The organism is Arthrobacter sp. 05L428 (assembly GCF_056397665.1).
In genome coordinates this window covers 1,000,187-1,026,774 of record NZ_JBFTNW010000001.1, presented here as the reverse complement: position 1 = coordinate 1,026,774, position 26,588 = coordinate 1,000,187, and the positions used below count along the sequence as shown (strand labels likewise).

Annotated in this window: 21 protein-coding genes and 2 tRNA genes; 6 read left to right on the top strand and 17 right to left on the bottom strand. The window is 67.6% G+C overall.

Going from position 1 to position 26,588, the window contains the following annotated elements; translation table 11 throughout:
• Window positions 1–3: 3 nt before the first annotated feature.
• The 5 genes from AC1DH3_RS04815 to AC1DH3_RS04795 all read right to left on the bottom strand — a co-directional run bounded on the left by AC1DH3_RS04815 (window position 4) and on the right by AC1DH3_RS04795 (window position 7,444).
• Window positions 4–1,362, bottom strand: coding sequence for a bifunctional folylpolyglutamate synthase/dihydrofolate synthase (locus AC1DH3_RS04815; RefSeq protein ID WP_476908711.1), 1,359 nt, complete (start codon window positions 1,360–1,362; stop codon window positions 4–6).
• Window positions 1,363–1,365: 3 nt separating this feature from the next.
• Window positions 1,366–4,713: an isoleucine--tRNA ligase gene (ileS, locus tag AC1DH3_RS04810; RefSeq protein WP_476908710.1), complete on the bottom strand. Its 3,348-nt coding sequence runs from the start codon at window positions 4,711–4,713 to the stop codon at window positions 1,366–1,368.
• 311 nt (window positions 4,714–5,024) lie between these two features.
• Window positions 5,025–6,104: a glycerophosphodiester phosphodiesterase gene (locus tag AC1DH3_RS04805; protein ID WP_476908709.1), complete on the bottom strand. Its 1,080-nt coding sequence runs from the start codon at window positions 6,102–6,104 to the stop codon at window positions 5,025–5,027.
• A gap of 165 nt (window positions 6,105–6,269) precedes the next feature.
• Window positions 6,270–7,049 carry an SDR family oxidoreductase gene (locus AC1DH3_RS04800; protein ID WP_476908708.1) on the bottom strand — a complete coding sequence of 260 codons (780 nt, stop codon included), beginning with the start codon at window positions 7,047–7,049 and terminating at the stop codon, window positions 6,270–6,272.
• A 26-nt stretch (window positions 7,050–7,075) separates the two neighbouring features.
• Window positions 7,076–7,444: a DUF488 domain-containing protein gene (locus AC1DH3_RS04795; RefSeq protein WP_476908707.1), complete on the bottom strand. Its 369-nt coding sequence runs from the start codon at window positions 7,442–7,444 to the stop codon at window positions 7,076–7,078.
• Window positions 7,445–7,527: 83 nt separating this feature from the next.
• On the opposite strand from AC1DH3_RS04795, the gene valS reads away from it, so the two are divergent.
• Window positions 7,528–10,146: a valine--tRNA ligase gene (gene valS / locus AC1DH3_RS04790; protein ID WP_476908706.1), complete on the top strand. Its 2,619-nt coding sequence runs from the start codon at window positions 7,528–7,530 to the stop codon at window positions 10,144–10,146.
• Window positions 10,147–10,260: 114 nt separating this feature from the next.
• Here valS and AC1DH3_RS04785 read toward each other — a convergent pair whose 3' ends face one another.
• From AC1DH3_RS04785 to AC1DH3_RS04750, 8 genes are all read right to left on the bottom strand, one after another.
• A complete protein-coding gene (locus tag AC1DH3_RS04785; protein ID WP_441417564.1) occupies window positions 10,261–10,554 on the bottom strand; it encodes a putative quinol monooxygenase in 294 nt (97 codons plus the stop codon).
• 96 nt (window positions 10,555–10,650) lie between these two features.
• The gene (locus AC1DH3_RS04780) at window positions 10,651–12,480 is read right to left on the bottom strand and encodes a glycoside hydrolase family 15 protein (protein WP_476908705.1); all 1,830 of its coding nucleotides are present in this window, start codon (window positions 12,478–12,480) and stop codon (window positions 10,651–10,653) included.
• Window positions 12,481–12,816: 336 nt separating this feature from the next.
• The gene (locus AC1DH3_RS04775; RefSeq protein ID WP_441417562.1) at window positions 12,817–13,422 is read right to left on the bottom strand and encodes a mycothiol-dependent nitroreductase Rv2466c family protein; all 606 of its coding nucleotides are present in this window, start codon (window positions 13,420–13,422) and stop codon (window positions 12,817–12,819) included.
• A 159-nt stretch (window positions 13,423–13,581) separates the two neighbouring features.
• Entirely contained in the window at window positions 13,582–14,862 is a 1,281-nt protein-coding gene (gene clpX / locus AC1DH3_RS04770; RefSeq protein WP_441417561.1) for an ATP-dependent Clp protease ATP-binding subunit ClpX, read from the bottom strand.
• A 210-nt stretch (window positions 14,863–15,072) separates the two neighbouring features.
• Window positions 15,073–15,732, bottom strand: coding sequence for an ATP-dependent Clp protease proteolytic subunit (locus AC1DH3_RS04765; RefSeq protein WP_441417867.1), 660 nt, complete (start codon window positions 15,730–15,732; stop codon window positions 15,073–15,075).
• A 38-nt stretch (window positions 15,733–15,770) separates the two neighbouring features.
• The gene (locus AC1DH3_RS04760) at window positions 15,771–16,382 is read right to left on the bottom strand and encodes an ATP-dependent Clp protease proteolytic subunit (RefSeq protein ID WP_175321079.1); all 612 of its coding nucleotides are present in this window, start codon (window positions 16,380–16,382) and stop codon (window positions 15,771–15,773) included.
• 245 nt (window positions 16,383–16,627) lie between these two features.
• Window positions 16,628–18,049 carry a trigger factor gene (tig, locus tag AC1DH3_RS04755; protein ID WP_441417560.1) on the bottom strand — a complete coding sequence of 474 codons (1,422 nt, stop codon included), beginning with the start codon at window positions 18,047–18,049 and terminating at the stop codon, window positions 16,628–16,630.
• A gap of 68 nt (window positions 18,050–18,117) precedes the next feature.
• Window positions 18,118–18,192 (bottom strand) — tRNA-Pro (locus tag AC1DH3_RS04750).
• Between the two features lie 131 nt (window positions 18,193–18,323).
• Between AC1DH3_RS04750 and AC1DH3_RS04745 the strand changes: the two genes are divergently transcribed.
• Window positions 18,324–18,394: transfer RNA gene (locus tag AC1DH3_RS04745), tRNA-Gly, on the top strand.
• 94 nt (window positions 18,395–18,488) lie between these two features.
• On the opposite strand, the gene AC1DH3_RS04740 is transcribed toward AC1DH3_RS04745, so the two are convergent.
• The 3 genes from AC1DH3_RS04740 to AC1DH3_RS04730 all read right to left on the bottom strand — a co-directional run bounded on the left by AC1DH3_RS04740 (window position 18,489) and on the right by AC1DH3_RS04730 (window position 20,989).
• Window positions 18,489–19,421, bottom strand: a complete 933-nt coding sequence (locus AC1DH3_RS04740; RefSeq protein ID WP_476908704.1) for an Fpg/Nei family DNA glycosylase — start codon at window positions 19,419–19,421, stop codon at window positions 18,489–18,491.
• Window positions 19,421–19,915, bottom strand: coding sequence for a ribose-5-phosphate isomerase (locus AC1DH3_RS04735; RefSeq protein ID WP_476908703.1), 495 nt, complete (start codon window positions 19,913–19,915; stop codon window positions 19,421–19,423). The genes AC1DH3_RS04740 and AC1DH3_RS04735 overlap by 1 nt, the downstream gene beginning before the upstream one ends.
• A gap of 72 nt (window positions 19,916–19,987) precedes the next feature.
• Window positions 19,988–20,989, bottom strand: a complete 1,002-nt coding sequence (locus AC1DH3_RS04730) for a hypothetical protein (protein WP_476908702.1) — start codon at window positions 20,987–20,989, stop codon at window positions 19,988–19,990.
• Between the two features lie 145 nt (window positions 20,990–21,134).
• Here AC1DH3_RS04730 and pepN point away from each other — a divergent pair, with 145 nt between their 5' ends.
• Window positions 21,135–23,687, top strand: a complete 2,553-nt coding sequence (pepN, locus tag AC1DH3_RS04725; protein ID WP_476908701.1) for an aminopeptidase N — start codon at window positions 21,135–21,137, stop codon at window positions 23,685–23,687.
• 105 nt (window positions 23,688–23,792) lie between these two features.
• A complete protein-coding gene (locus AC1DH3_RS04720; RefSeq protein ID WP_476908700.1) occupies window positions 23,793–24,311 on the top strand; it encodes an OsmC family protein in 519 nt (172 codons plus the stop codon).
• On the opposite strand, the gene AC1DH3_RS04715 is transcribed toward AC1DH3_RS04720, so the two are convergent.
• Window positions 24,299–25,306, bottom strand: coding sequence for an NAD-dependent epimerase/dehydratase family protein (locus AC1DH3_RS04715; RefSeq protein WP_476908699.1), 1,008 nt, complete (start codon window positions 25,304–25,306; stop codon window positions 24,299–24,301). The genes AC1DH3_RS04720 and AC1DH3_RS04715 overlap by 13 nt on opposite strands.
• A gap of 88 nt (window positions 25,307–25,394) precedes the next feature.
• Between AC1DH3_RS04715 and AC1DH3_RS04710 the strand changes: the two genes are divergently transcribed.
• Complete coding sequence (locus AC1DH3_RS04710) at window positions 25,395–26,054, top strand: mechanosensitive ion channel family protein (RefSeq protein ID WP_476908698.1); 660 nt, start codon at window positions 25,395–25,397, stop codon at window positions 26,052–26,054.
• Between the two features lies 1 nt (window position 26,055).
• Window positions 26,056–26,514: a globin gene (locus AC1DH3_RS04705; RefSeq protein WP_441417552.1), complete on the top strand. Its 459-nt coding sequence runs from the start codon at window positions 26,056–26,058 to the stop codon at window positions 26,512–26,514.
• Window positions 26,515–26,588 lie beyond the last annotated feature (74 nt).

Sequence of the window (26,588 nt, the reverse complement as noted above, 5' to 3'; positions counted from 1 at the left end):
GGGTTACGCCTCGGTCTTTCCGAGCAGGATCCGGGCCTCGGCAACGAGCGTGATGGACCCCGTGACCAGGATCCCGGCGGCAAGGTCGTCGTTGGACTCGGCCCGCTCCACGGCCCATTCCAGGGCGTCGTCGAGCTTCTCGGCCACGTGGACGTTGTCCTCGCCGAAGCCCAGGTCCAGCGCCAGCTCCGCGAGGTCCTCGGCCGGTACGGCGCGGGGCGAGTTGGACTGGGTGAAGCAGTAGTCCGAGGCGAGGTCGCCCAGGGATTCCTTGAGCTGGCGGAGGATTTCCTCGGAATCCTTCTCCTTCAGGACGCCCACCACCACCACGAGCTTGCTAAAGCTGAAGGCCTCGTGGATCGCCTCGGCGGAGACCCGGATGCCCTCCGGGTTGTGCGCGGCGTCCACGATGATGGTCGGCGCGGTGCGGAGCACCTCCAGCCGGCCCGGGGAGGTGACAGAGGCGAAGGCCTCCTGCAGCACCTCGGGGTCGAGCGGCTTTTCGGCGCCGAAGAAGGCTTCCAGCGCGGCGACGGCGACGGCGGCGTTCTCCGCCTGGTGTGCGCCGTGCAGGGGCAGCAGCAGGTCTTCGTAGCGACCCGCAATGCCTTGGATGTTCACCATCTGGCCGCCGACGGCGACGGTGCGGGACTCGACGCCGAACTCCACGCCCTCGAAGCGGAACGGCACGTTTGCTTCCTTGGCCTTTTCCAGCAGCACCTGGGCCGCGTCGACGGGCTGCGCGGCGCTGATGAGGAACCCGCCGGGCTTGATGATGCCGGCCTTTTCGTAGGCGATCTCCTCGGTGGTCTCGCCGAGCAGCTCCGTGTGGTCCAGCGAAATCGGGGTGACCACGGCAACCTGGCCGTCGCCGACGTTGGTCGCGTCTGTGATGCCGCCGAGTCCCACCTCGATCACGGCGACATTGACCGGCTGGTCCGCGAACACCGCGAAGCCGAGGATGGTCAGGCATTCGAAGTAGGTCAGCCGCGGCTGGCCCTCGGCGACGAGCTCGCTGTCCACGATTTCCAGGTACGGGCGGATCTCGTCCCAGATCCGGACGAACGTCTCATCCGGCACCGGTTCGCCGTCGATGCTGATCCGCTCGGTGACCTTGGACAGGTGCGGGCTCGTGTACCGGCCGGTGCTCAGCCCGTAGGCGCGCAGGCCGGCCTCGATCATCCGGGCCGTGGAGGTCTTGCCGTTGGTGCCGGTGACGTGGATGATCGGGAACGCCTTGTTCGGCTCCCCCAGGATGTCCATGGCCCGGTGCAGCGGAGCCAGCCTCGGCTCCATCTTGTTTTCCGGCGCCCGGCCCAGCAGCTCGGCGTAGACGCTCTCTACGGAAAATTCGTCGCTCATGAATTATGCCCCTGCTTCAACGGTTACTTTTTCGACGCTGACCTGAGGTTCCTTGACCTCGGCGGGAACGGTGTCCAGCTCCACGGTCAGGGTCTCGGTCTTGACCAGCGCGGCGTGGGCCAGCAGCGCCTCGACGGTGTCCTGCGCCGCGGTGACGGTGGTGCGGATCCGGTCGCTGACGTTCAGCCCGGCGTCCTTGCGGGCCTGCTGGATGGCGCGGACCAGGTCGCGGGCGGTCCCTTCGGCTTCCAGCTCCGGGGTGACCTCGGTGTTGAGCACCACGAAGCCGCCGCCCGGCAGCACTGCCGCTGCGCGGGAGCCCTCGCCTTCGGCTGCTTCTGCCACCACGGTTTCCAGCGTGTATTCCTGCGGCTCGAGGGCGAGGCCACCGGCGGTGACCACACCGGCGTCGTCCACGGACCAGTCGCCGGACTTGGACCCCTTGATCGCCTGCTGGACGTTTTTGCCCAGCCGCGGGCCGGCCGCGCGGGCGTTGACCACGAGCTTCTGCTCGATGCCGAACTCCTCCGGGGAGGCGCTCTCGGCGTCGAGCAGGCGCACCGAGCGCAGGTTCAGTTCATCGGCGACGACGGCGGCGAAGCCTGCCAGCGCGTCCGCGCCGGGTGCCACGACCGTGAGTTCCTGCAGCGGCAGTCGCACGCGGAGGTTGGCGGCCTTGCGCAGCGAGGAGCCGGTGGAGCAGATCTGCTGGACCCGGTCCATCGCCTCAACCAGGCCGGCGTTGGCCGGGAACAGGTCCGCGTCCGGCCAGTCGGCCAGGTGCACGGAGCGCCCGCCGGTGAGGCCGCGCCAGATTTCCTCGGAGACCAGCGGCAGCAGCGATGCCGCGACCCGGCAGACGGTCTCCAGCGCGGTGTAGAGCGCGTCGAAGGCGTCGACGTTCTCGTCGAAGAAGCGCTGGCGGCTGCGGCGGACGTACCAGTTGGTGAGCATGTCCAGGTAGCCGCGCAGTTCGTCGCAGGCCCCGGAGATGTCGTAGCTGTCCAGCTGCGCGGTCATGTTCCGGACCAGGTCCCCGGTGTTGGCCATCAGGTACTGATCCAGGGTGTCGGCGTAACCGTCGTAGCGCAGCTTCGCGTCGTACCCGTCCCCGCCGTTCGCGGCGTTCGTGTAGAGCGTGAAGAAGCTGTAGACGTTCCACAGCGGCAGGATGACCTGGCGGACGCCGTCCCGGATGCCCTGCTCGGTGACCACGAGGTTGCCGCCGCGCAGGATCGGGCTGGACATCAGGAACCAGCGCATCGCGTCGGAGCCGTCACGGTCCAGGACCTCGGAGACGTCCGGGTAGTTGCGCAGGCTCTTGGACATCTTCTGCCCGTCGGAGCCGAGCACGATGCCGTGGCTGATGACGTTGCGGAAGGCCGGCCGGTCGAACAGCGCGGTGGAGAGGATATGCAGCATGTAGAACCAGCCGCGGGTCTGTCCGATGTACTCGACGATGAAGTCCGCCGGGTTGTGGGTGTCGAACCACTCCTCGTTCTGGAACGGGTAGTGGACCTGGCCGTACGGCATGGAGCCGGAATCGAACCAGACGTCCAGGACGTCCTCGACGCGGCGCATCACGGACTGGCCCTGTTCCGGGGTGCGGGGGTCGTCCGGGTTCGGGCGGGTGAGCTCGTCGATGAACGGCCGGTGCAGGTCCACCTGGCCGTCGTTGTTCAGCGGCAGCCGGCCAAAGTCGGCTTCGATCTCGGCGAGTGAGCCGTAGACGTCGGTGCGCGGGTAGTCCGGGTCGGTGGACTGCCAGACCGGGATGGGGCTGCCCCAGTAGCGGTTGCGGCTGATGGACCAGTCGCGGGCGTTGGCGAGCCACTTGCCGAACTGGCCGTCCTTGACGTTGCCCGGGATCCAGTTGATCTCCTGGTTCAGCTCGGACATGCGGTCCTTGAACTTGGTGACCTCGACGTACCAGGAGGACACCGCGCGGTAGATCAGCGGGTTGCGGCAGCGCCAGCAGTGCGGGTAGGAGTGCTCGTAGCTGGCCTGGCGGACCAGGCGGCCCTGGGCGCGGAGCACCTGGGTGATGGGCTTGTTGGCCTCGAAGACCTGGAGTCCGGCGATTTCGGCGAGGTCGCCGTGGCCGAAAAGTGGCAGGAACTTCGCGCCCTCGTCGACCGAGAGGACCACCGGGATCCCGGCCTCTTCACAGACCTTCTGGTCGTCTTCACCGTAGGCCGGCGCCTGGTGGACAATGCCGGTGCCGTCGGTGGTGGTGACATAATCCGCCACGAGGACGCGCCAGGCGTTCTCAGTGCCGTACTTCTCGGCGTCGTGGAAGTAGTCCCAGAGCGGTTCGTAGCTCAGGCCTTCCAACTCGGCGCCGGTGTGGCGGGACGTGACGGCGGCCTCGGCCGCTGCGGCACCCTCGGCGCCGTCGCCGTAGCCGAGGTCCTTGGCGTAGGCGCCCAGCAGGTCCGCGGCGAGCAGGAAGCTGCCCGTGACGGGGGCCTCGGCCGAGGCGGCCTTGATCCCGTGCGGGCCGGCCGGCAGCACGACGTAGTTGATCGCGGGCCCGACGGCGAGCGCCAGGTTGGTGGGCAGCGTCCAGGGCGTGGTGGTCCAGGCGAGCGCCTGCACCCCGGCCAGCTGCCGGGACAGCTCCGACTCCCCCGCGGTGATCGGGAAGGTGACGGTGACGGTCTGGTCCTGGCGGTTCTTGTAGACATCGTCATCCATGCGCAGTTCATGGTTGGACAGCGGCGTCTCGTCCTTCCAGCAGTACGGCAGCACGCGGTAGCCGTTGTAGGTCAGGCCCTTTTCGTGCAGCTGCTTGAAAGCCCAGAGCACGGACTCCATGTACTCGACGTTGAGCGTCTTATAGTCGTTCTCGAAGTCCACCCAGCGCGCCTGGCGGGTGACGTAGCTCTTCCACTCGTCGGCGTACTTCATCACCGAGGCGCGGCAGGCGTCGTTGAACTTGTCGATGCCCATGGCCTCGATCTGGGTCTTGTCCGTCATGCCGAGCTGCTTCATGGCTTCCAGTTCGGCGGGCAGGCCGTGGGTGTCCCAGCCGAAGCGGCGCTCGACGCGGCGGCCGCGCTGGGTCTGGTAGCGGCCCACGAGGTCCTTGGCGTAGCCGGTCAGCAGGTGGCCGTAGTGCGGCAGGCCGTTGGCGAAGGGCGGGCCGTCATAGAAGACGAATTCGTTGGACCCGTCTTTACCCGCATCCCGCTGGTCGATGCTGGCCTGGAAGGTGCCGTCCTGGTCCCAGTACTTGAGGATGCGCTCTTCGATCTCCGGGAACTTCACGGAAGCAGACACGCCTGAGGTGCTGGAAGCGGAGGTGCTGGCGCCTGACGGTGCGGCTGAGGCCTTGGGGTAATGGGTCATCTCGACATCCTGGGTTGAGCTGGTGAACAACGGGATTCATTCAGGATGCGAGGACGGCCCGTGTGTTGTCGGAACAACACCGGCACCGCGGTACCACCTCACTTACCGGCACCGGTCCCGCCCTTTCCCTAAGAATCCAAGGAAAGCGCTGCACCGGCGGCGGCCGCTCGTTGACTGCTGTGACGGGCTTACCCGTCCGGTTCTACCGGCCCCGGCGCACAATGCTGCTGCGCCGGGGCGTTCTTCCGGAAGCTCACCGGTGATGGCCGGGTCAAAGCTGATACGTCGATGTTACCGGAAACTCCCAGCGGCTACCCGACGGACGGCGCGGGCTTGGGCAGTTTCATGCCGGACTCGGCCATGACGTCGCGCAACAGGTTCGGGTAGTCGGTGATGAGGCCGTCGACGCCGGCGCCGATCAGGGCGCGCATGGTGGGCTTGTCGTCGACAGTCCATGGAATGACCTGCATGCCCGCCGCGTGGGCGCGCCGGACCATGTCCGGGGTGACGTAGGGGACGTAGTCCGGGTCGGTGACCTTGCCGTTCTGCGGCGTGCCGTGCACCGGCGAGATGGCACTGAAGCCGAGCGACGCGGCCGAAGCGACCAGGTCGCCGCCAAAGTCGTCGGCGTCGATGCCGCCAAGCCAAGGGGACTTCCCCGGCTGGCCTGCCTGCAGGAAGTCCTTGTTGGTCAGTGCCACGGTCGGGATCTGCGGCGCGCGCTGCTGCACCAGCCGCAGTGCACCCCAGTCGAAGCTCTCGATCGAGACGCGGTGCTGCATGTGGGCCTTGCTGATCTCACGCAGGGCCACGTCAACGAACTGCTCGCGCGGGGCGGTTTCCTGGGGAGCACCGGCTTCGACCTTGGTCTCGATATTGAACTTCACCTGGCTGGCCCGGTGCGCGTTCGTCATGGCGAACACCTCGGCAAGGGTCGGCATTTTGGCGCCCGGGGCGGCCTGCTGGCCGGGGAACTCGGGCTGGGTGAGTGAGCCGCAGTCCAGGCTGCGGACCTGCGCGAAGGTCAGGTCCTTGATGTACTTGCCCACGTACGGGTACTGAGGGTCGTTCGGCGTGACCGGCGCGGTGTCCAGGCATTTCTTGCCGCTGATCTTCCGGTCATGGGTGATGACTTCACGGCCGTCCTTGGTGATCTGGAGATCCAGCTCGAGGGTGGAGACGCCGGTCTCGATGCCCTTGGCAAAGGACGCCAGGGTGGACTCGACGGTCAGGCCGATGCCGCCGCGGTGGGCCTGGAGGTCGAAGTGGTTGTCGCCGCCGTTCGGGTTGGTGTCGGCAGCATGGGCCTGGACGGAAGTGGCAAGGAGCAGGGCCGCGCCGAGTGCGGCGGCGCCGACAATCGAACCAGCGGGCTTCGTGGGGGTGCGCATGGGAAGGAGTCTCCACTCTGGTGGTGTGCAGTTGCCCACCCACGGTGTCCTCCGCCGTCCAACTCCCAGCCACCCCTGTCCGACTACCGTGCAACGCATGGGTGAACGTCCGGGGGCGGCCCGCTGGGCCCGACGACGGAGCCCGGTGCGCCCCGGCGGTTGCCGCTAGCCCTTGCGGATCACCTTGAAGTTGGAGGCCTGCGCCACCGGGCGGATCACGATCTGGTCCAGGTTGACGTGGTGCGGCGCGGCGACCGCAAAGCGGACGACGTCGGCGACGTCGGCGGCCGTCAGCGGCTTCTCGACGCCGGCGTAGACCTTTTCCGCGGCGCCCTGGTCACCGAGCCGGTTGAGTGAGAACTCCTCGGTCTGCACCATGCCCGGGGCCACCTCGATCACCCGCAGGTTGTGCTCGGCCTCTTCCAAGCGCAGGGCGCCGGTGAGGGCGTGCTGGGCAAACTTCGCGGCGTTGTAGCCGCCGCCGCCCTCGTAGGCGGACAGCCCCGCCGTCGAGGTCAGGTTCAGGACGGTGCCTTCGCCGCAGGCACGCAGCATCGGCAGGAACGCGCGGGTGAGCTTCATGGTGCCGAGCACGTTGACCTCGTACATCCACGCCCAGTCCTCGGTCTTGGCCTCGGCCACCTTGTCCGCGCCGCGGGCACCGCCGGCGATGTTGATCAGGGTGTCGATGCCGCCGCCGCGGGTCACCTCATCCACCAGCCGCGCGACGTCGGCGTCGTCTGTCACATCGGCGGGGACCGCGACGGCGCCGGTCTCGGCGGCGAGCGCCTCCAGCCGTTCGGCACGGCGGGCGACGGCGAAGACGGTCCAGCCTTCCTGCCGGAGCGCGCGCACGGTGGCCTGCCCGATACCGGTGCTGGCGCCGGTGACGACGGCGGCTTTTGCTGTAGTTGCAGTTCCTGCGTTGTGGATTCCCTCAGTCATGGCACCACCCTATGGGAATCGGCGGCTCATTTCCTGCCCCGCCCGAGGAACTCCAGCAGCACCCGGGCGTGGTTGGTCTCCGGGTCCCGGGCGCCGAACAGCAGGGTCACCTTCCCGTGTTCGGCGGCCAGTTCCCGCAGGGTGCCAACGGCGGGGTTGGATTCGAGCTCCGCCTCGTAGGCGGCGCGGAAGTCCGCGAAGCGTTCCTGCATGTGCGCAAATTCGGTGCGCAGCGGCGGCGAGGGCGCCACTTCCTTGAGCCACAAGTCCAGTTGCGCCCGTTCTTTGCTGACTCCGCGCGGCCAGAGCCGGTCCACCAAAACCCGGCAACCGTCGTCGTCGGCGGTCTCGTCGTAGATGCGCTTGATCGCGAAACTTCCGGTGTTTTCTTCCATAGTGGTGCAGGTTATTGCACTTAGATTCGCGAAACTAGCGAAGGGCGGTGAAGCGAAGTGTAAAGAACTGCAAGAATTGACCCATGGCTGAAGACACTCAGGGTACAGACACGCCCACCACTGCCCCCATCAACGTTCCGGACAAGCCCGCCCTCGAGGGGCTCGAAGTCGCCCTCACCCGGCGCTGGCTTGACGAAGGGACCTACAAGTTCGACCGGGAGACCACCCGGGAGCAGGTCTACTCGATCGACACTCCCCCGCCCACCGCGTCGGGGTCCCTGCACGTGGGGCACATGTTCTCCTACACCCAGACCGACGTCCTGGCCCGCTACCAGCGGATGACCGGCAAGAACGTCTTCTACCCGATGGGCTGGGACGACAACGGCCTGCCCACCGAGCGCCGGGTGCAGAACTACTACGGCGTGCGCTGCGATCCGGCCATCCCCTACGACGCCGGGTACCGGCCGCCGGCGGAGCCCGCCAAGAACCAGCGCGACTTCGACGTCGTCTCGCGCCGGAACTTCATCGAACTCTGCGAGGAACTCGCCGTCGAGGACGAAAAGGTCTTCGAGAACCTCTTCCAGACCCTCGGCCTGTCGGTCGACTGGGACCTGACCTACCGCACCATCGACGACAAGTCCCGCGCCATCTCGCAGCGGGCGTTCCTGGCCAACCTGACCGCCGGGGATGCCTACATGGCCGAGGCGCCCACGCTGTGGGACGTCACCTTCCGCACCGCAGTGGCCCAGGCCGAGCTGGAGGACCGCGAGGTCGCCGGCGCGTACTACCGCTACCCGTTCTTCACCGCCGAGGGCGAGAAGATCTACATCGAGACCACCCGCCCCGAGCTGCTCGCCGCGTGTGCCGCCCTGGTGGCGAATCCCGACGACGAGCGGTACCAGCCGCTCTTCGGCAAGACGGTGACCTCTCCCCTGTTCGGCGTCGAGGTGGAGGTCAAGGCCCACCCGCTCGCGAAGGCGGACAAGGGTTCCGGCATCGCCATGGTCTGCACCTTCGGCGACCTCACTGACGTCACCTGGTGGCGCGAGCTGCAGCTGCCAACCCGCGCGATCGTCGGCCGCGACGGCCGCGTCATCGGCGAAACCCCGGACTGGATCACGTCCGCGGAAGGCCGGGCCGCGTTCGAGGCGATCGCCGGCAAGACGGTCTTCAGCGCCAAGGAAGGCGTGGTGGAGCTGCTCGCCGCCGCGGACCTGCTCGACGGCGAACCGAAGAAGATCATGCACCCGGTCAACTTCTTCGAAAAGGGCGACAAGCCCCTCGAGGTCGTCACCTCCCGCCAGTGGTACATCCGCAACGGCGGCCGTGACGAGGAGCGGCGCAAACGCCTAGTCGGCCGCGGCAACGAGATCGAATTCCACCCGTCCTTCATGAGGTCCCGCTACGAGAACTGGATCACCGGTCTGAACGGGGACTGGCTGGTCTCCCGCCAGCGGTTCTTCGGCGTGCCGGTGCCGGTCTGGTACCCGCTCGACGCCGACGGCAACCCGGACTACGACGCGCCCATCCTGCCCGCCGACGGGCAGCTGCCGGTGGACCCCGCCGCGGATGCGGCCCCCGGCTACGAGGAGGCCCAGCGCGATGTGCCGGGCGGCTTCACCGGCGACGCGGACGTCCTGGACACTTGGGCCACCTCGTCGCTGACCCCGCAGATCGTGGGCGGTTGGAGCACCGATGAGGCACTCTTCGCCAAGGTCTTCCCGTTCGACGTGCGCCCGCAGGCGCACGACATCATCCGGACCTGGCTGTTCTCCACTGCCGTCCGCGCCGATGCCCTGCAGGACGTCGCACCGTGGAAGCACGCGGCGATCTCCGGCTGGATCCTGGACCCGGACCGCAAGAAGATGTCCAAGTCCAAGGGCAACGTGATCGTCCCGACCGACGTGCTCAACGAATACGGCTCGGACGCCGTCCGCTACTGGGCGGCCTCGGCCAAGCTCGGCGCGGACACCGCCTACGAGATCGCGCAGATGAAGATTGGCCGTCGTCTGGCGATCAAGCTCCTCAATGCGTCCAAGTTCGTGCTGAACCTCGGCGCCACCGAGGACTCGGTGGTCTCTTCCGACCTCTCGGTCCTCACCAATCCCCTGGACCGCGCCGTGCTTGCCCAGCTCTCAGACGTGGTCCAGCAGGCCACCAAAGCGTTCGAGAACTACGACTACGCCCGGGCGCTGCAGATCACCGAAAGCTTCTTCTGGCACTTCACCGATGACTACGTGGAGCTGATCAAGGACCGCGCCTACGGTGCCGCCGGCGAGGCCCAGCAGGCGTCCGTGCTGGCCGCGCTGGCGACGAGCCTGGACACCCTGCTGCGGCTTTTTGCGCCGTTCCTGCCGTTCGCCACGGAGGAAGTCTGGGGCTGGTGGCGGACCGGCTCGGTGCACCGCGCGCAGTGGCCGGCCGCCGTGGACATCGACGGCGACACCACCCTGCTCGCCACCGTGGGCGCGGCGCTGGGCGGCATCCGCAAGGCCAAGTCCGAGGCCAAGGTCAAGCAGCGCACCGAGGTGCTCTCCGCGACCATCACGGCGTCGGAGTCCCTGACCACGCAGCTGAAGGCCGGACTGGGCGACCTCAAGGCCGCGGCCAACGCGCGTGAGCTGGCGCTGGTGGCCGGCGAGGGCGAACTGACCGTGAGCGACGTCGTGCTGGCCCCCGCCGAGGAGCCCGCCCAGGCGTAACCCACGCAAAGCGACAACAAAGAAGAAGGCCCTCCGGCCGGCTCACGCCGGCCGGAGGGCCCTCTTCTGTTCTGGGTCTTCTGTTCTGGGTCTTCTGCTCTGGGTCTTCCGGGCTCAGATCCCGGTGGTGGCCTCGAAGTGCGTCAGGACCGGCGGGGCGGCCAGGAGGTCTCCCAGCCCGCTTGCTCCCTCGCCCGCCCGCCAGGCGCGGTAGGCGGAGTCGTGCTCCAGGGACGCCCACTGTTCCACGACAAGGATGTGCGCCGGATCCGCATTGTCGACCAGCACATCGACGCCAAGGCAGCCGTCGAACGCCCGGGTGTCGGCGAGAATGTCGCGGAGCACGGCCGGCGCCGTGGGCAGGGATTCCGCTTTGAGGGTCAGGTCAAGGTGGGCTGTGATGGGCATGGCACTCCAATGGTCGCGTGGTCAGCTTGCTCACTGGAGGCAACAGCGGCGCTTCCGGACTTGTTCCCTCGACGCCGTGCCGGTCCTCTGCCGCCCTTAGGTGGCAGAACCCCGGCCTCGCCGTTCCGCCTCGCTGATGGCCCAGGCCGCGTTGACCAGTCCGATGTGGCTGAACGCCTGCGGGAAGTTGCCCAGCAGCTCACTGCTGTCCGGGGCCACCTCCTCGGCCATCAGTCCGAGGCCGGTGGCGAATCCGGCGGCCCGCGCGAAGACCGCCCTGGCCCGTTCCGTCAGCCCGGCCAGGGCAAGGGCGTGTGCGAGCCAAAACGTGCACAGCAAAAACGCTCCCTCCTCGCCCGGGAGCCCGTCGTCGCCGTGGTACCGGTAGACCAGCCCGCGCATGTCGGTGAGCCGGTGCTCGATGGCCTCGATCGTGGCCAGGAAGCGGGGATCGCCGGCCGGCAGGAAACCGACGATCGCCAGCATGAGGGCAGAGGCGTCGAGTTGCTCGCTCCCGTACGCCTGGGTGTACGCGCCCGCGGCCTCGCTCCAGCCGTTGTCGCGGATGGAGGCGGCGATCTGTTCCCGGGCGTCCGTCCAGCGGGGCACCCGGTCGCTCGCCTGCAGCATCCCGGCGAGGGTAATCGCACGGTCCACCGCCACCCAGCACATCAGCTTGGAATACAGGTAGTGCCGGGGGTCGCCGCGGACCTCCCAGATCCCCTGGTCCTGATTCTGCCAGCGGGCCATGGCGGCGTCGGCCGCGTCGGCGAGGAAGCGCAGGGTTTCCGGTGCCAGCTCCGCCAGGAATTCCGGCATGGTGGCTGCGGCGTCCAGCAGTTCGCCATAGACATCGAGCTGCCGCTGGTTCCAGGCGCCGTTGCCGACGCGCACCGGTGCACTGGACCGCCAGCCGGGGAGGTGGTGCAGCACCCGTTCGGGCAGGTCCCGTTCTCCCCCGATCCCGTACATGATTTGCAGCTCTTCGCCGCCGGCGAGCTGGCGGGCGGCGGCCGTGGCGAGGAACTGGAAGAACTTGCCCGCCTCGTCCGGACAGGCCGCCACCCACAGGGCCTGCAGCGTCATGCTGGCGTCCCGGACCCAGGTGTAGCGGTAGTCCCAGTTGCGCGTGCCGCCGGCAACCTCGGGCAGCGAGGTGGTCGGTGCGGCCACGATCGCACCGCTCGGGTAGTAGCTCAGGGCCTGCAGGACCCGGCCGCTGCCTGCCACCAGCTCCTGCCACGGACCGCTGTAGCTCTGGTGGATTCCGGACCAGCTTGTCCAGCCCTCGACGGTGTCCGTAAGCCGGCCGGCCATCTCCTGCTGGCTCCAGAACGACGGCGCTTCGTCCTGGCCGCGCTGGCGGTGCAGGGCGAAGCCAACAGCGTCACCGGCGCGGAGGCGCAGGACGGCGCGCGCCGTGCCGCCGTCGAGCTCGAACGGCACCGGGGAGGAAAGGGCGAGTTCCTCGGCGTCGGCGCGGGCCAGGACGCCGCCGTCGACGTTGTGAAGCATTGGAAGGATGAGGCCGTAGCCGGGCCGCGGCGCGAAACTGACCTCAACCTCCACGGTCCCCGCGGTGCAGGCCAGCCGGCGCAGCAACGTTCCGGGGGACGCCTGGCCGAGGTCGTGGCCGCGCCGGCCGGAGCCGAGGACCAGGGCGTCGCTCACCGTCAGTCGCCCGCGGGCGGTGGTGTGGAGCGACTCCAGCACCATGGACGGGCCCACGTACCGCCGGGTGGTTGTGTACTCGCCGGCAGGCCGGATGGACCAAAAGCCGGCCTCCTCGCCCAGCAGCCGGCCGAAGACCGAGGGGCTGTCGAAGCGGGGGAAACAAAGCCAGTCCACGGAGCCTGCGGCGCTGACCAGCGCGGCGGACCAGCAGTCGGACAGCAGGGCGTAGTCCGCGATGGGCTCGGTGCTCATGGCACCAATCTGAGGCCATTTTTGGGCAAAGGGGAAGCCCCATCAGCTTTTTGCGGTTGGTGGGGCTTCGACTTTTCGATCACCACGTGACGTCTTAGGTAATCTGGCGGGATCCTTGGAATTTCAGGTCTTCCTACCTCGTCACTGGTAGCCATCATCTGACTTTGCCGAAGGCTGCGTCGGATGAGTGTCACTGAATCTTTGGTTCCTGCGTCCCGCTTCTTTCGAAGTGGGTAAGTTCTATTGTTCTCCCGAGGTTGTGGATGCACAAGGGCCCCGGCGGAACTACATGGGAGTAGTTCTTCCGGGGCCCTCGCGATCGCTGCCGGGGGCTGCCTAGCTGAAAACGGGGCTCTCGGTGCGGCTGCGCTTGAGTTCGAAGAAGTACGGGAAGGAGGCGAGAGCGACGGTGGCGTCCCACAACTTGCCGGCGTCCTCGCCGCGCGGGATGCGGGTGAGCACGGGCCCGAAGAACGCCGTGCCGTTGAACGCCACCACCGGCGTGCCGACGTCCTGGCCGACCAGGGAGATGCCGCCTTCGTGGCTGGCGCGCAGCTGGGCGTCGAACTCGTCGCTCTGGCCGGCGGCCGCGAGCTCGGCCGGCAGTCCGGCCTCGGCCAGCGACTTGGCGATGACCTCGGCGATGTCCTTGTTGCCCTCGTTGTGGATCTTGGTGCCCATGGCGTCATAGAGCGGCTTGATGTACTCGGCGCCATGCTTCTCGGCGGCGGCAACGATCACCCGCACCGGGGCCCAGGCCTTGACCAGGAATTCCTTGTACTCGGCCGGCAGCTCGTCCCGGCCTTCGTTCAGGACGGCGAGGCTCATCACGTGCCATTCGGTCTTGATGTCGCGGACATCTTCCACTTCGCTGATCCAGCGCGACGTCACCCAGGCGAAGGGGCACATGGGGTCAAACCAGAAGTCAGCTTTGTTCGTCATGGTCTCAGGCACAGGAGTTCTCCTTTGGAAGTCAACGGGGACGCGGAACCGCGGCGGGGCGGCGGAAATGGCCGCGGACGGCACGGAGCATCAGTTAGTCATAGCGAAGCTGCCGGCGGATTTATTCCGGAACTTCCCCGGCGCGCTGCGCGGTTCGGATCAGGCGGACTTACGGCGCTTGACGTCGTGGGCAATCAAGGTGGGCGGGGCCTTCTTGGCCACAACGTCCTCGGTGATGACCACGCTGGCGACGTCGTCGCGGCTCGGCAGGTCGAACATCACCGGGAGCAGGACTTCCTCCATGATGGCCCGGAGGCCGCGGGCACCGGTGCCGCGTTCCAGGGCCTGGTCAGCGATCAGGTCCAGGGCCTCGTCCTCGAACACCAGCTCGACGCCGTCGAGCTGGAACATTTTCTGGTACTGCTTGACCAGGGCGTTCTTGGGCGTGGAGAGGATCTGGATCAGCGCCGGCCGGTCCAGGTTCGAGACCGTGGTGATGACCGGGAGCCGGCCGATGAATTCGGGGATAAGGCCGAACTTCAGCAGGTCCTCGGGCATGACTTCGCCGTAGGAGTCCGCGTTGTTCTTGACCTCGTTCAGCGGGGCGCCGAAGCCGATGCCCTTGCGGCCCGAGCGCGACCCGATGATCTCCTCCAGGCCGGCGAAGGCGCCGGCCACGATGAAGAGCACGTTGGTGGTGTCGATCTGGATGAATTCCTGGTGCGGGTGCTTGCGTCCGCCCTGCGGCGGGACGGAGGCGACCGTGCCTTCGAGGATCTTCAGCAGCGCCTGCTGCACCCCCTCGCCCGAGACATCCCGGGTGATGGAGGGGTTCTCGCTCTTGCGCGAGATCTTGTCGATCTCATCGATGTAGATGATGCCCTGTTCAGCCTTCTTGACGTCGTAGTCCGCGGCCTGGATCAGCTTGAGCAGGATGTTTTCGACGTCCTCACCCACGTAGCCGGCCTCGGTCAGGGCGGTGGCGTCAGCCACGGCGAAGGGGACGTTGAGGCGCCGGGCGAGGGTCTGCGCGAGGTAGGTCTTGCCGCAGCCGGTGGGTCCGATCAGCAGGATATTGGACTTGGCGATCTCGACGTCGTCGTGGTGGCCGCCCTCGGCAAGGGTGCCGCTCTTGGGTGCGTGGCCGGCCTGGATCCGCTTGTAGTGGTTGTAGACGGCGACGGCGAGGGACCGCTTGGCGGGCTCCTGGCCGATGACGTATTCCTGCAGGAAGTCGAAGATCTCGCGGGGCTTGGGCAGCTCGAAGCTCCCCAGGTCAGCTACTTCGGCGAGTTCTTCTTCAATGATCTCGTTGCAGAGTTCAATGCACTCGTCGCAGATGTAGACGCCGGGCCCGGCAATGAGCTTGCGGACCTGCTTCTGGCTCTTTCCGCAGAAAGAACACTTCAGCAGATCGGTGCTCTCGCCAATCCGAGCCATATGTGAACCCCTTAGTATCTTGCTGCCGGCTGGGTCGTGCTCCTGTGCAGCGCTGCACCCGTTACTGGAATCACGGACGTTCCTCGCGGGACGTGAGGCCGTGACAACTTCCACTCTAGGTCACTTTCGGCCTGATGGGTGGAAAGGAGACGCCGGTGCGGCCCATTTCTGCTTGAGCTGCACCGGCGTCGTGGTTGAACTGCCGTGTTGCTACTTGGTGATCGCCTGCGGCTTGATCTTGCGGGAGTCAAGCACCTGGTCGATCAGGCCGTAGCTCATGGCCTCGGCGGCCGTGAGGATCTTATCGCGTTCGATGTCGTTGTTGACCTGCTCCGAGGTGCGGCCGGAGTGCTTGGCCAGGGTGTCCTCCAGCCAGGAGCGCATCCGCATAACCTCGGCGGCCTGGATCTCCAGGTCGGAGGCCTGTCCGCCCTGGCCGCCGGAGAGGGCCGGCTGGTGGATCAGGACGCGTGCGTTCGGCAGGGCCAGGCGCTTGCCCGGGGTGCCCGCGGCGAGCAGCACGGCGGCCGCACTCGCGGCCTGGCCCAGGCAGACCGTCTGGATCTCCGGGCGGATGTACTGCATCGTGTCGTAGATCGCCGTCATGGCGGTGAAGGAGCCGCCCGGGGAGTTGATGTAAAGCGTGATGTCGCGGTCCGGGTCGGTGGACTCGAGCACCAGCAGCTGCGCCATCACGTCGTCGGCGGAGGCGTCGTCGACCTGGACGCCCAGGAAGATGATGCGGTCCTCGAACAGCTTGGTGTAGGGGTCCTGGCGCTTGAAGCCGTAGGGGGTCCGCTCTTCAAACTGCGGCAGCACGTAGCGGCTGGTCGGCAGGTTACCGGCAGTCGATCCGAAGTTGTAGTCCATGTTCATTGCTCCTGAAGTCGGTTCTGTCTGCGTGCCGGTTAGTTTTCGGTGCCGGCGTCGGCGTTGGTTCCGCCGCCGCCTGCCACGGACCCGGCGTGCGCCGCGATCTTGTCAAAGAAGCCGTATTCGAGGGCTTCGGGCGCCGTGAACCACTTGTCGCGGTCGTTGTCCTTGAGGATGGTCTCCACGGTCTGCCCGGTCTGCTCGGCGGTCAGTTCGGCCATGACCTTCTTCATGTGCAGGATCAGCTCGGCCTGGATCTTGATGTCCGAGGCGGTGCCGCCGATGCCGCCGGAGGGCTGGTGCATCAGGATGCGGGCGTTCGGAGTGGCGTAGCGCTTGCCCTTGGTGCCGGAGGAGAGCAGGAACTGGCCCATCGAGGCGGCCAGGCCGGTGGCGACGGTGACGACGTCGTTCGGGATGAACTGCATCGTGTCGTAGATGGCCATGCCGGCGGTGACGGAGCCGCCGGGCGAGTTGATGTACAGGTAGATGTCCTTCTCGGGGTTTTCGGCCGAGAGCAGCAGCAGCTGCGAGCAGATCGCGTTGGCGTTCTCGTCGCGGACCTCGGAGCCGAGCCAGATAATGCGCTCTTTCAGCAGGCGGTTGTAAATGTAGTTATCCTGGGCTGCCGGATCGACGGTAGCCATCCGGGGTGCCCCTGCTTGCTGTGACATGTGTACTTACCTCTCGCTGGCGACGGTGACGCCACTGGACGGCATCACTGAACTTTCCTACATGGACACTAACGGTTTTCGCGGCTGCTTTGTGCTCAGGCGCAGGGCTGTTCGCTGACGGCGCACGATTGCCCGGAAGGGTTCATTGCAGGCTTAAAAGCCGCACCCCCGGATCAGTGATCCGGGGGTGCGGGCAGGAACTGCGGGAACCGTGGGTGCTAGAACTTCACGGCCGCGGGGTCGTCGTTCTTGGGCGCTTCGGCAGCTGCCGCGTCGTCGGTGGACTCGGCGGGTGCTTCGGCTGCGGCTGCCTCGTCGGTGGCGTCGGCTTCGAAGGAGGCCTCTTCGCCGCCGGGGCGGACGAAGTCGCTCAGGTCAACCTTGTTGCCCTCGGAGTCGGTGACCTCGGCCTGGCCCAGGACCACGGCGAGTGCCTTGCGGCGGCGCACCTCGGAAACCATCATGGGAACCTGGCCGCTCTGATCGATGATCTGCGCGAACTGGTTCGGATCCATGCCGTACTGGCCGGCGGTGGTGACGATGTAGTCGATCAGCTCGTTCTGAGTGACGTTGACTTCTTCCTTTTCGGCGATTGCGTCAAGGATGATCTCGTTCTGGAAGGCACGCTCCGTGTTGGCCTTGACCTCGGCGCGGTGTTCCTCGGTGTCGTGCTCGCCTTCGCCGTGGGAGTTCTCGGCGCTGAAGTGCTGCTCAAGCTGCTCTTCGACGACGGATTCCGGAACCGGCACCTCTACGAGCTCGACGAGCTTGTCCAGGACCTTGTCGCGGGCCTCTACGCCCTGCTCGACCGTCTTGGAGTCGGCGGCCTGCTTGGCCAGGTCCTCGCGGAGCTCCGCCAGAGTGTCGAACTCGGACGCCAGCTGGGCGAAGTCGTCGTTGGCCTCGGGAAGCTCACGCTCCTTGACGGCCTTGACGACAACCTTGACCTGCGCGGCCTCGCCGGCGTGGTCGCCGCCCACGAGGGTGGTGTCGAAGATGGCGTCTTCGTCGGCGCTCAGGCCTGTGACGGCTTCGTCGAGGCCTTCGAGCATGGTGCCGGCGCCGACCTGGTAGGACAGGCCTGACGCAGAGTCGACCTCGGCGCCGTCGATCGAGGCGGTGATGTCGATCGTGAGGAAGTCACCGTCGGCGGCGGGGCGGTCAACGGACTTGAGCGTGCCGAAGCGGCCGCGCAGCTCGTCGAGGGCCTTGTCGACGTCGGCGTCGGACGACTCGGCAGCCGCGACCTCGACCTTGATGCCGGAGTAGTCCGGGAGTTCGATTTCGGGGCGAACGTCGACCTCGGCGTGGAACTTCAGTTCGCCGTCGGTGGCGGACGGGTCCGGCACCTCGGTGATTTCGACCTCGGGACGGCTCAGCGGGCGGATGCCGGTTTCCTGCACGGCAGCCTGGTACCAGCCGTTGAGGCCTTCGTTGATGGCCGTTTCCAGGACGTAGCCGCGGCCAACGCGCTGGTCAATGAGCTTGGAGGGGACTTTGCCCTTGCGGAACCCGGGAACCTGGATCTGCGAAGCAACAGTCTTGTATGCCTCTGCGATGCTGGGCTTCAATTCCTCAAAGGGGACCTCAACATTGAGCTTGACCCGCGTAGGGGTGAGGTTCTCGACAGCGCTCTTCACAGTCTAAGTACTCCTGGTTTTGGGGGATGGGGTTCTGCAACGCCACATATCTGGCAGTTGCTGCAGAGTCGGGGTGACAGGATTTGAACCTGCGACTTCCTGCTCCCAAAGCAGGCGCTCTAGCCAAGCTGAGCTACACCCCGTAAGTGCACAGAACAGTCTACGGTCATACTGTGCTGATTTGCACATTTGACACTGGGGGCCTGAATTGGGTTTAGTTGTATCCGGCTTCAACAGCCGCCCGGAAGTTTTGCTGAAGTTCCAGCAAATTCCCGGGGACGTAGCTTAATGGTAAAGCCTCAGTCTTCCAAACTGATTACGCGGGTTCGATTCCCGTCGTCCCCTCCGAATATGACGAAGCTTGGGCCCCTCCCCGGAGGGGCTTTTTTCGTGTCCACCCCGCCATGATCCGTCACGGGGACGCGGTGCACCGGCCGGTTCAGGCCCGCTGGCAGGCCGGGCACCAGTAGAGCTTCCGGGCGGCGTGCTCGGTCAGTGCCACGGCTGCTCCGCAGTCCCGGCAGTCCAGGCCCTGCCGGCGGTAGACGAAGTGCGCTTCCTCAGGCTCCGGCAGCCTGTCGCCCTGCCCTTTCCCGTCGCCCTGCCCTGCCCCGTCGCCCTGCCCTGTCCAGTAGCTTGCCGGGGTGGTGATGATCCGGCCGTCGCGGACGCCATCGGACATCATCGCCACGGTGTCATCCCAGAGCAGCCCGGCGGATCCTGCCGGCAGGGCGCTCCCGGGCAGCCAGGGGTCCAGCCGCTGCCGGAACAGCAGCTCGGCGCGGTAGACGTTGCCGACGCCGGCAATCACCTTTTGGTCCATCAGCAGGGTGGCCAGCGGCGTGCGCTTTTTCGCCAGGGCGGCGATGAAGTCCTCCCGGTCCCCCGGGAGGTTCCGCAGCGGATCCGGGCCCAGCCGTGCCGTGACGGCTTCGGCCTCGGTTTCGGTCAGCGTCTCGCAGGTGGTCGCCCCGCGCAGGTCCGCCCACCCGTGCGTGCCGGCCAGCCGGACCCGGACCGCGCCCACCGGAGCCGGTGGGCCCGCGTACACGGGATCCGCGCCGCCGTCACTGTAGACCTCCCGCTCCCCTACTTTCCGGGGCGCGCCAATGCTGGAGGCCCCGCGGAAGTCCGCATCGCCGCCGAAGTCCCACGCGCCGTACAGCCCAAGGTGGACATGCAGGACCAGCCCGTGGTCGAAGTCGAGGAACAGGTGCTTCCCGTGCGCCACGGACCCGGTGAGGACGTGGCCGTCCAGCAGGGCGGCACCGTGCACAAAACGTCCCTGCGGGCTGGACACGGCGAGCCGCTCCCCCGCGAAGACGTCCGCGAACTGGCGCGCCAGCCGATGGACCGAATGCCCCTCCGGCACTACTCGACGACCTCGCCGGTGGTTTCGTAGCTGGCGATCTTGCCGATCCGGCGGACGTGGCGCTCATCGTTGCTGAAGGGCTCGGTCAGGAAGGCCTCGATGATGGCGGTGGCCTCGTCGACGCTGTGCTGGCGGCCGCCCACGGCCACGACGTTGGCGTCGTTGTGCTCACGGGCCAGCTTTGCCGTGGAGAGGTTCCAGGCCAGGGCGGCCCGGACGCCTTTGACCTTGTTGGCGGCAATCTGCTCGCCGTTGCCGGAACCGCCCAGGACGATTCCCAGCGCGGGGGTGCCGGCTTCCTGGTCGGCCACAACGGCGCGGGCGGCGTTGATGCAGAACGAGGGGTAGTCGTCCAGGGCGTCGTAAACCTTCGGCCCATGGTCCACCACGTCGTAGCCCTTCGCCCGGAGGTGGGCCACCAGATGGGCACTGAGCTCCATGCCGGCGTGGTCGGTGGCGATGTGGACGCGCGGGAAATCCGGGGCAGTGGTCACGGCGTATCCGTTCTGTGGGGCGCCGGTGGACTCTCGGCGCGGCTGATCAGGGCTCGTCCCAGCCTACTAGGGCTACGCCGCGGGCGCCCCGCCGTTGCGGCGAGCCCGCGCCGCCACGCGGGAGAGCACCTGCGCGACGTTGTCCGCCGTCGTCGCGCTGCCCCCGCTCACCGCCAGCCGTCGGCCGTCGGAGCGGTCGACGACGACGGCGGGGCCGCTGCTGACCAGCATCGCCGTCGTGGCGCCGTGGCTCCGGTAGCCCCAGCCGCCGTAGTCGGCGGCCTTGACCTCTTTCGGCGTCGCCGAATCGATGGCCGCCGCTGGAACGTCCATGACCCGGACGAACCCGGCCGCGAACACCCGCAGGCCGCTCCGGTCCACCCGGATGCGGGCGAAGAGGAAGACGGCGGCCAGCAGAGCGACCGCCACGAGCAACGCGGCAAGCCACGGCACGGCAACGGTGAGCAGGGCCGCGGGGAACAGCGTGGCAATCCCGAGCATCACAAACACCGAGCTGCGGGCGTGGACCCAGAGGCTCACGGAATCGCCGGCCAGTTCGGGGTCCAGCTCCCGTTCCAGCGCGGCCTGCGCGGCCCTTTCGTCCTCGGTGGACCACCGCTCGTCCGCCTTGAAGACGAAGCCCATCACCGCCCCGAGGCCCAGGGCCGCGCCGCTGCCCATGGCCAGGACGGCCACGTCCACGCGGGACTCCCGCGCATCGGCCAGCCCCAGCTGGCCCACGAGTACGGCGGCAAGGACGGTGGTGACGAAAAGGCTTACCGCCAGCCCGGCGCCCATCATGAACCGGCGCATCAGGGCCGGCCGGGACAGCGGCGCCGCCTGCAGCAGGACGGCCCAGCCGACCAGGACGATCATTGCCGCGCCAACCCCCACCACTGCTCCAAAGGGCGCAAAATCGGCGGCGCCGGCGTCGGTCCAGCGGACGGCCAGCGGCTCGGGCAGGTCCACACGGATCAGCAGCGCGCACACCACGAAGGCGACGGCCAGCATGAGCGGGAAACCCACGGCGAAACGCAGGGCCCTGGCGTCAACGGAATCCCGGATCTTTCCCATGAACCCAACGCTACCCCTGCCGGGGCCCGCCGGAGGGGACGCGCTGTGAGGTGGACAACTTGCCAACGCACCGCAACGTGAAAGAATAATTTCACAGTATCGTTTCCACCGTTCCCACCACTTCTGGAGGCACCTCTTGCCCGGTATGAACCTCACACGCGCCGAAGCCCGCGAGCGCGCCGAACTGATCGCCGTCGACTCCTACGAGGTCAGCCTCGACCTGACCCGTGGCGAAAAGGTCTTTGGCTCCACCACCGCCGTGAAGTTCACGGCCAAGCCGGGGTCCTCGACTTTCATCGACGCCGTGACCCACGCGGTGCACAGCGTCACGCTCAACGGCCGCGAGCTGGATCCCTCGGAGGTCTCCGACGGCATCCGGATCCAGCTGACGGACCTGGCCGCCGAGAACGAGCTCCTGGTGGTCGCGGACGCGCCCTACATGAACACGGGCGAGGGACTGCACCGCTTCGTGGACCCGGTGGACAACGAGGTCTACCTGTACACCCAGTTCGAGGTTCCGGATTCCCGGCGCATGTTCGCCGTCTTCGAGCAGCCAGACCTCAAGGCCAGCTTCAGCTTCACGGTCACCGCGCCCTCCCACTGGGACGTCGTCTCCAACTCCCCTACCCCGGTGCCGGTGGAAACCATCCCCGGCGAGGACGGCGGTGCGCGCTCGGTCTGGGAGTTCGCCCCCACCCCGCGGCTCTCCTCCTACGTCACCGCCCTGATCGCCGGTCCGTACCAGTCGGTCCGCAGCGAAGTGAAGTCCGCGGACGGAAAAGTCACCCCGCTGGGCGTTTTCGCCCGCAAGTCCCTCATGCAGTACCTCGACGCGGACAACATCTTCGACCTGACCCGCCAGGGCTTCGAATTCTTCGAGGCCCAGTTCGGCTGCCCCTACCCGTTCGAGAAGTACGACCAGCTCTTCGTCCCGGAGTTCAACGCCGGGGCCATGGAGAACGCCGGGGCCGTGACGATCCTGGAGGGCTATGTCTTCCGCAGCAAGGTCACCGACGCGCAGGTCGAACGCCGCGCCATCACCGTGCTGCACGAGCTGGCCCACATGTGGTTCGGCGACCTCGTGACCATGCGCTGGTGGAACGACCTCTGGCTCAACGAGTCCTTCGCCGAGTACATGTCCCACCTCGCCGCCGTCGAGAACACAAAATTCGACCACGCCTGGACCACCTTCGCTTCGGTGGAAAAGTCCTGGGCCTACCGCCAGGACCAGCTCCCCACCACGCACCCGATCTTCGCCGAGATCAACGACCTGCAGGACGTCGAGGTGAACTTCGACGGCATCACCTACGCCAAGGGTGCCTCGGTGCTGCGGCAGCTGGTGGCCTGGGTGGGCCCGGAAGAGTTCATGGCCGGCGTCCGCGAGTACTTCCGCAAGCACTCCTGGCAGAACACCGAGCTCAGTGACCTGATGGTCGAGCTGGAAAAGGCCAGCGGCCGCGACCTGGACCACTGGGGACGGCTCTGGCTGGAGACCGCCGGCGTCAACACGCTCAAGCCGGAGCTGTCCGTCGGCGAGGACGGGAGCATTTCCTCGTTCGCCATCCTGCAGTCCGCCACCGAGGCGCAGCCGACCATCCGCCCGCACCGGCTCGCCGTCGGCTTCTACAACCTGGACGGCGCCGGGAAGCTGGAGCGCGTCCACCGCGAGGAGCTCGACGTCGACGGCGAGCGCACCGAGGTTCCCGCCCTGGCGGGCCTGGCGCAGCCGGACCTCATCCTGCTCAACGACGACGACCTCGCCTACGCCAAGGTCCGGCTGGATCCCAAGTCCCTCGCCACCGCAACGGCGCACCTGAAGGACTTCGGCCAGAGCCTCCCCCGCACGCTGGTCTGGGGTTCGGCCTGGGACGCGGCGCGCGACGGCGAAACCCCGGCCCGCGGCTACGTGGAACTGATCCTGGCCAACATCGCCGAGGAATCCGATTCCTCCGTGATCCTGGTCCAGCTCCGCCAGCTCGCCACCACGCTGAACTTCTACGTGGCCGCCGAGCACAAGGACGCCACCGCCACCGCCACCGCGGACCGGCTCTGGGAGCTTGCCTCCCGCGTCCCGGCCGGGTCGGACGCGCAGCTGCAGTTTGTGAAGTCCTACGCCCTGCTGGCCCGCAGCGCGACCCAGCTGGACACCGTCGCCGGCCTGCTGGACGGCTCGCGCGAGCTGCCCGGCCTCGCCGTCGACCAGGACCTGCGCTGGGAGCTGATCGCGTCCCTCGTGGTGGGCGGTCGCGCCGGGCAGGAGCAGATTGACGCCGAACTGGAGCACGACAACACCGCCACCGGACAGAACGCCGCGGCCCTTGCCAAGGCGGCCATCCCCACCGCCGAGGCCAAGGCCGCGGCTTGGGAATCGATTGTGGTCAAGGGCGAGCTGTCCAACGCCCTGCAGGGTTCGGCGGTGGCCGGCTTCACCCGCGTGCTGGACACCGCGCTGCTGGAACCCTACGCCGAAAAGTACTTCGAGGCCGTGCCGGGCATCGTCAGGGACCGCACCCACGCCCTGGCCCAGCAGATCGTCGTCGGACTCTACCCGGCGCAGCTGACCACGCAGGCCACGGTGGACCGCACCGACGCGTTCCTCACCTCGCTGCCGGAAGACAGCGCGGCACTGCGCCGGATGATGTTGGAAAACCGCGACGGCGTCGCCCGCGCCCTGCGCGCACGTGCGGCTGACGTCTAGGCCCGGCGGAAACTAGCCCGCACTTCAGGACCAGCAGTTCAGGACCCCGGCACCGCTCTCGGCGGCGCCGGGGTCCTGCCGTTCCTGCGCCGTTAGACTGGCCGCATGAACCTCGACGAGCACCACTACGCCCTGACGGTTCGCTGGACCGGGAACCTGGGCAGCGGGACGTCCTCCTACCGGGGCTACTCGCGCGACCACGACGTCGAGATCCCCGGGCTGCCGGTCCTGAAGGGCTCTGCGGACCCCACGTTCCACGGCGACCGGGAGCGGTACAACCCGGAGCAGCTGCTGCTGGCGGCGCTCTCGCAGTGCCACATGCTGTCCTTTTTGCACGTCGCCGTGAAGCACGGCGTGGTGGTGACCGGCTATGAGGACCGTGCCGAGGGCGTGATGCGGACGAACCGCGACGGCAGCGGCCAGTTCGAATCGGTCACGCTCAAACCCCGGGTCACGACGGCGGCCCCGGTGGCCGGGGAACTTTTCGAGGAACTGCACCGCGGAGCGAACGCGGTGTGCTTCATCGCCCGGAGCGTCAACTTCCCGGTCCGGCACGAGGCCTCAGCCGCCGTGGAACCGGTTCCCGGTGCACCGGATCCGGCCGCTGATGCTCAGGCGGACTGAAACTCGGTCTGGAACTCGAGTAGCAGCCGGCGCTCGACGTCCGGGCTGAGCCCCGCCTGGCGCTCCCGGTGGAGTCCGCGGCGGCGCTCGTCCGCCAGCGTGTCCCGCAGCGTCCGGGTCCACGGCCGCAACTGCAGTCCCGCGGCGCGGGCCGCCGCGTTGCTGCGGGCCGCAAAGCCCTCGTGGCCGGGCGGAAGCCACAACGGAAGCGAGTCCCGACCGGCCCAGTAGTTCACCCCGCGTTCGGCGAGCCAGTCGGCCGGGGCGGCCACCACCTCCGCAGCTCCCCCCGACAGCTGCCGTGACTCTTCGAGGTACTCGGCGAACGGCACCGGTTCGCCGACCGCGTTCAGCGCCCCGGTGACGCCGGCCTCCGCCGCCAGCAGCAGCCAGGCGGCGAGGTCCCGGACATCGATGATCTGGGTGGGATCCGCCGGAATGTCCGGAGCCAGCACCGGCCCCGGGTCCCGGGCGAAACGGGCGGGCCAGTAGCCGTAGCGGTCCGAGCCATCCCCCGGCCCTCCGATCAGCCCGGCCCGGCAAAGGTGCGCCCGGTCCCCGGCTAGTTCCGTTGTCAGTTGTTCGATGGCCGACTTTGCCTCGCCGTAGTTCTCCATGGTCGCCTCGATTCCCGCCGCCAGCGGGGCGAGCACGGCGGCGTCCTCGGCCGTGCCCGGGACGGAAGGGTCCGCGTAGACCGAACAGCTCGAAACGAAGGTCCAGTGGCGGGCCGTTCCGGCCAAGGTTTCGAGTGCCTCCCGCGCCTGGCGGGGGTCCCGGGCGACGTCGATGACGGCGTCCCAGTCCCCAGCGCCGGCGGCGCCGGCGTAGGCGGCAGGGCCCAGCGAGCGGTCCGCTTTCAGCCAGCTGGCGCCCTCCGGCGGGGCCGACCGACTCCCGCGGGCCAGGCACATGACGTCGTGCCCGGCGGCGACGGCCTGCCGGGCGATTTCTGCTGACAGGAAGGCGGTGCCGCCGAGGACCAGGATGCGCATGGGGCCACGCTACGGCGCTAATGTGGAAGCTGAACAGAGTGTTATGCGCCCGGCGAACGCGGGCGCCCCTAAGGAGTAAACCCTGCTGATGTACAGCCTGACCACCGCCGAGCCCCTCACGCCGCCGGACATCTCGGCAGTCAACCTGCCGGGCGTCATGATCAGCATCGGCGTTGGCGTCGCCACCTGGCTGGTGGCGTCCTTCGTGATCGCGGGCATCACGAAGCGGGTTGCCGCCGGAACCACGTTCTTCAAGAAACCGCATTTCCGCTGGGTGGCACCCGCGCTTCGTGCCCTGGACCATCAGCGGCGCGAGCAGCGCGCCAACACAATCGGTTCGCTGCTCAACAGCGTGGTCAGCGTGCTCGTCGTCGTCATCACGGTGATGTACGTCCTGCAGAACCTCAATGTGAACATCGCCCCATTGCTGACCAGCGTCGGCATCCTCGGCGTCGCGATCGGTTTCGGCGCCCAGCAGCTGATCCGCGATTTCCTGGCCGGCATCTTCATCACCATCGAGGACCAGTACGGCATCGGCGACATCATCGAAACGTCCGAAGTGGTGGGAACGGTGGAGTCCATGGGCCTGCGCATCACCCGGGTCAGGGCCGAGGACGGCACCGTCTGGTACCTGCGCAACGGCGAAATCCTGCGGGTGGGCAACCGTTCGCAGGGCAGCTACGTGGCGCCCGACAGCGGGCTGGCGGACGACGCCGGCTCCTCAACCCAGCAACAGGCCGGAGAATAAAATGTCGATCCCTATTTCCGGCGAACCCCGCCAGCCCAAGATGCTGATGCAGAACGATCCGTTCAGCCAGCCCGGTTACACCGACAACTTCTATGACGCCGTGGGCGGCCACGACACGTTCGTGAAGCTGATCGATGTGTTTTACGACGGCGTCGCGACCGACCCGCTGCTGCGCCCGATGTATCCGGAAGAGGACCTCGGGCCGGCCAAGCGGCGGTTCCTGATGTTCCTGGAACAGTACTGGGGCGGCCCCACCACGTATGGCGAGGAGCGCGGCCACCCGCGGCTGCGGATGCGGCACCAGCCGTTCCGCGTCACGCCCGAGGCGAAGGATGCTTGGCTGCACCACATGCGTACCGCCGTCGATGCGCTGGACCTGCCGCCGCTCTACGAGGGGACCCTCTGGGACTACATGGAGCGGGCCGCGCTCTCGATGGTCAACAGCCCTTCCGGGGCCTAGGACCGGACGTGGAAAGACCCCGGAGGCACTTGGGGGAATGCCTCCGGGGTCTTTCTGCGTCCAGAATACCCTGC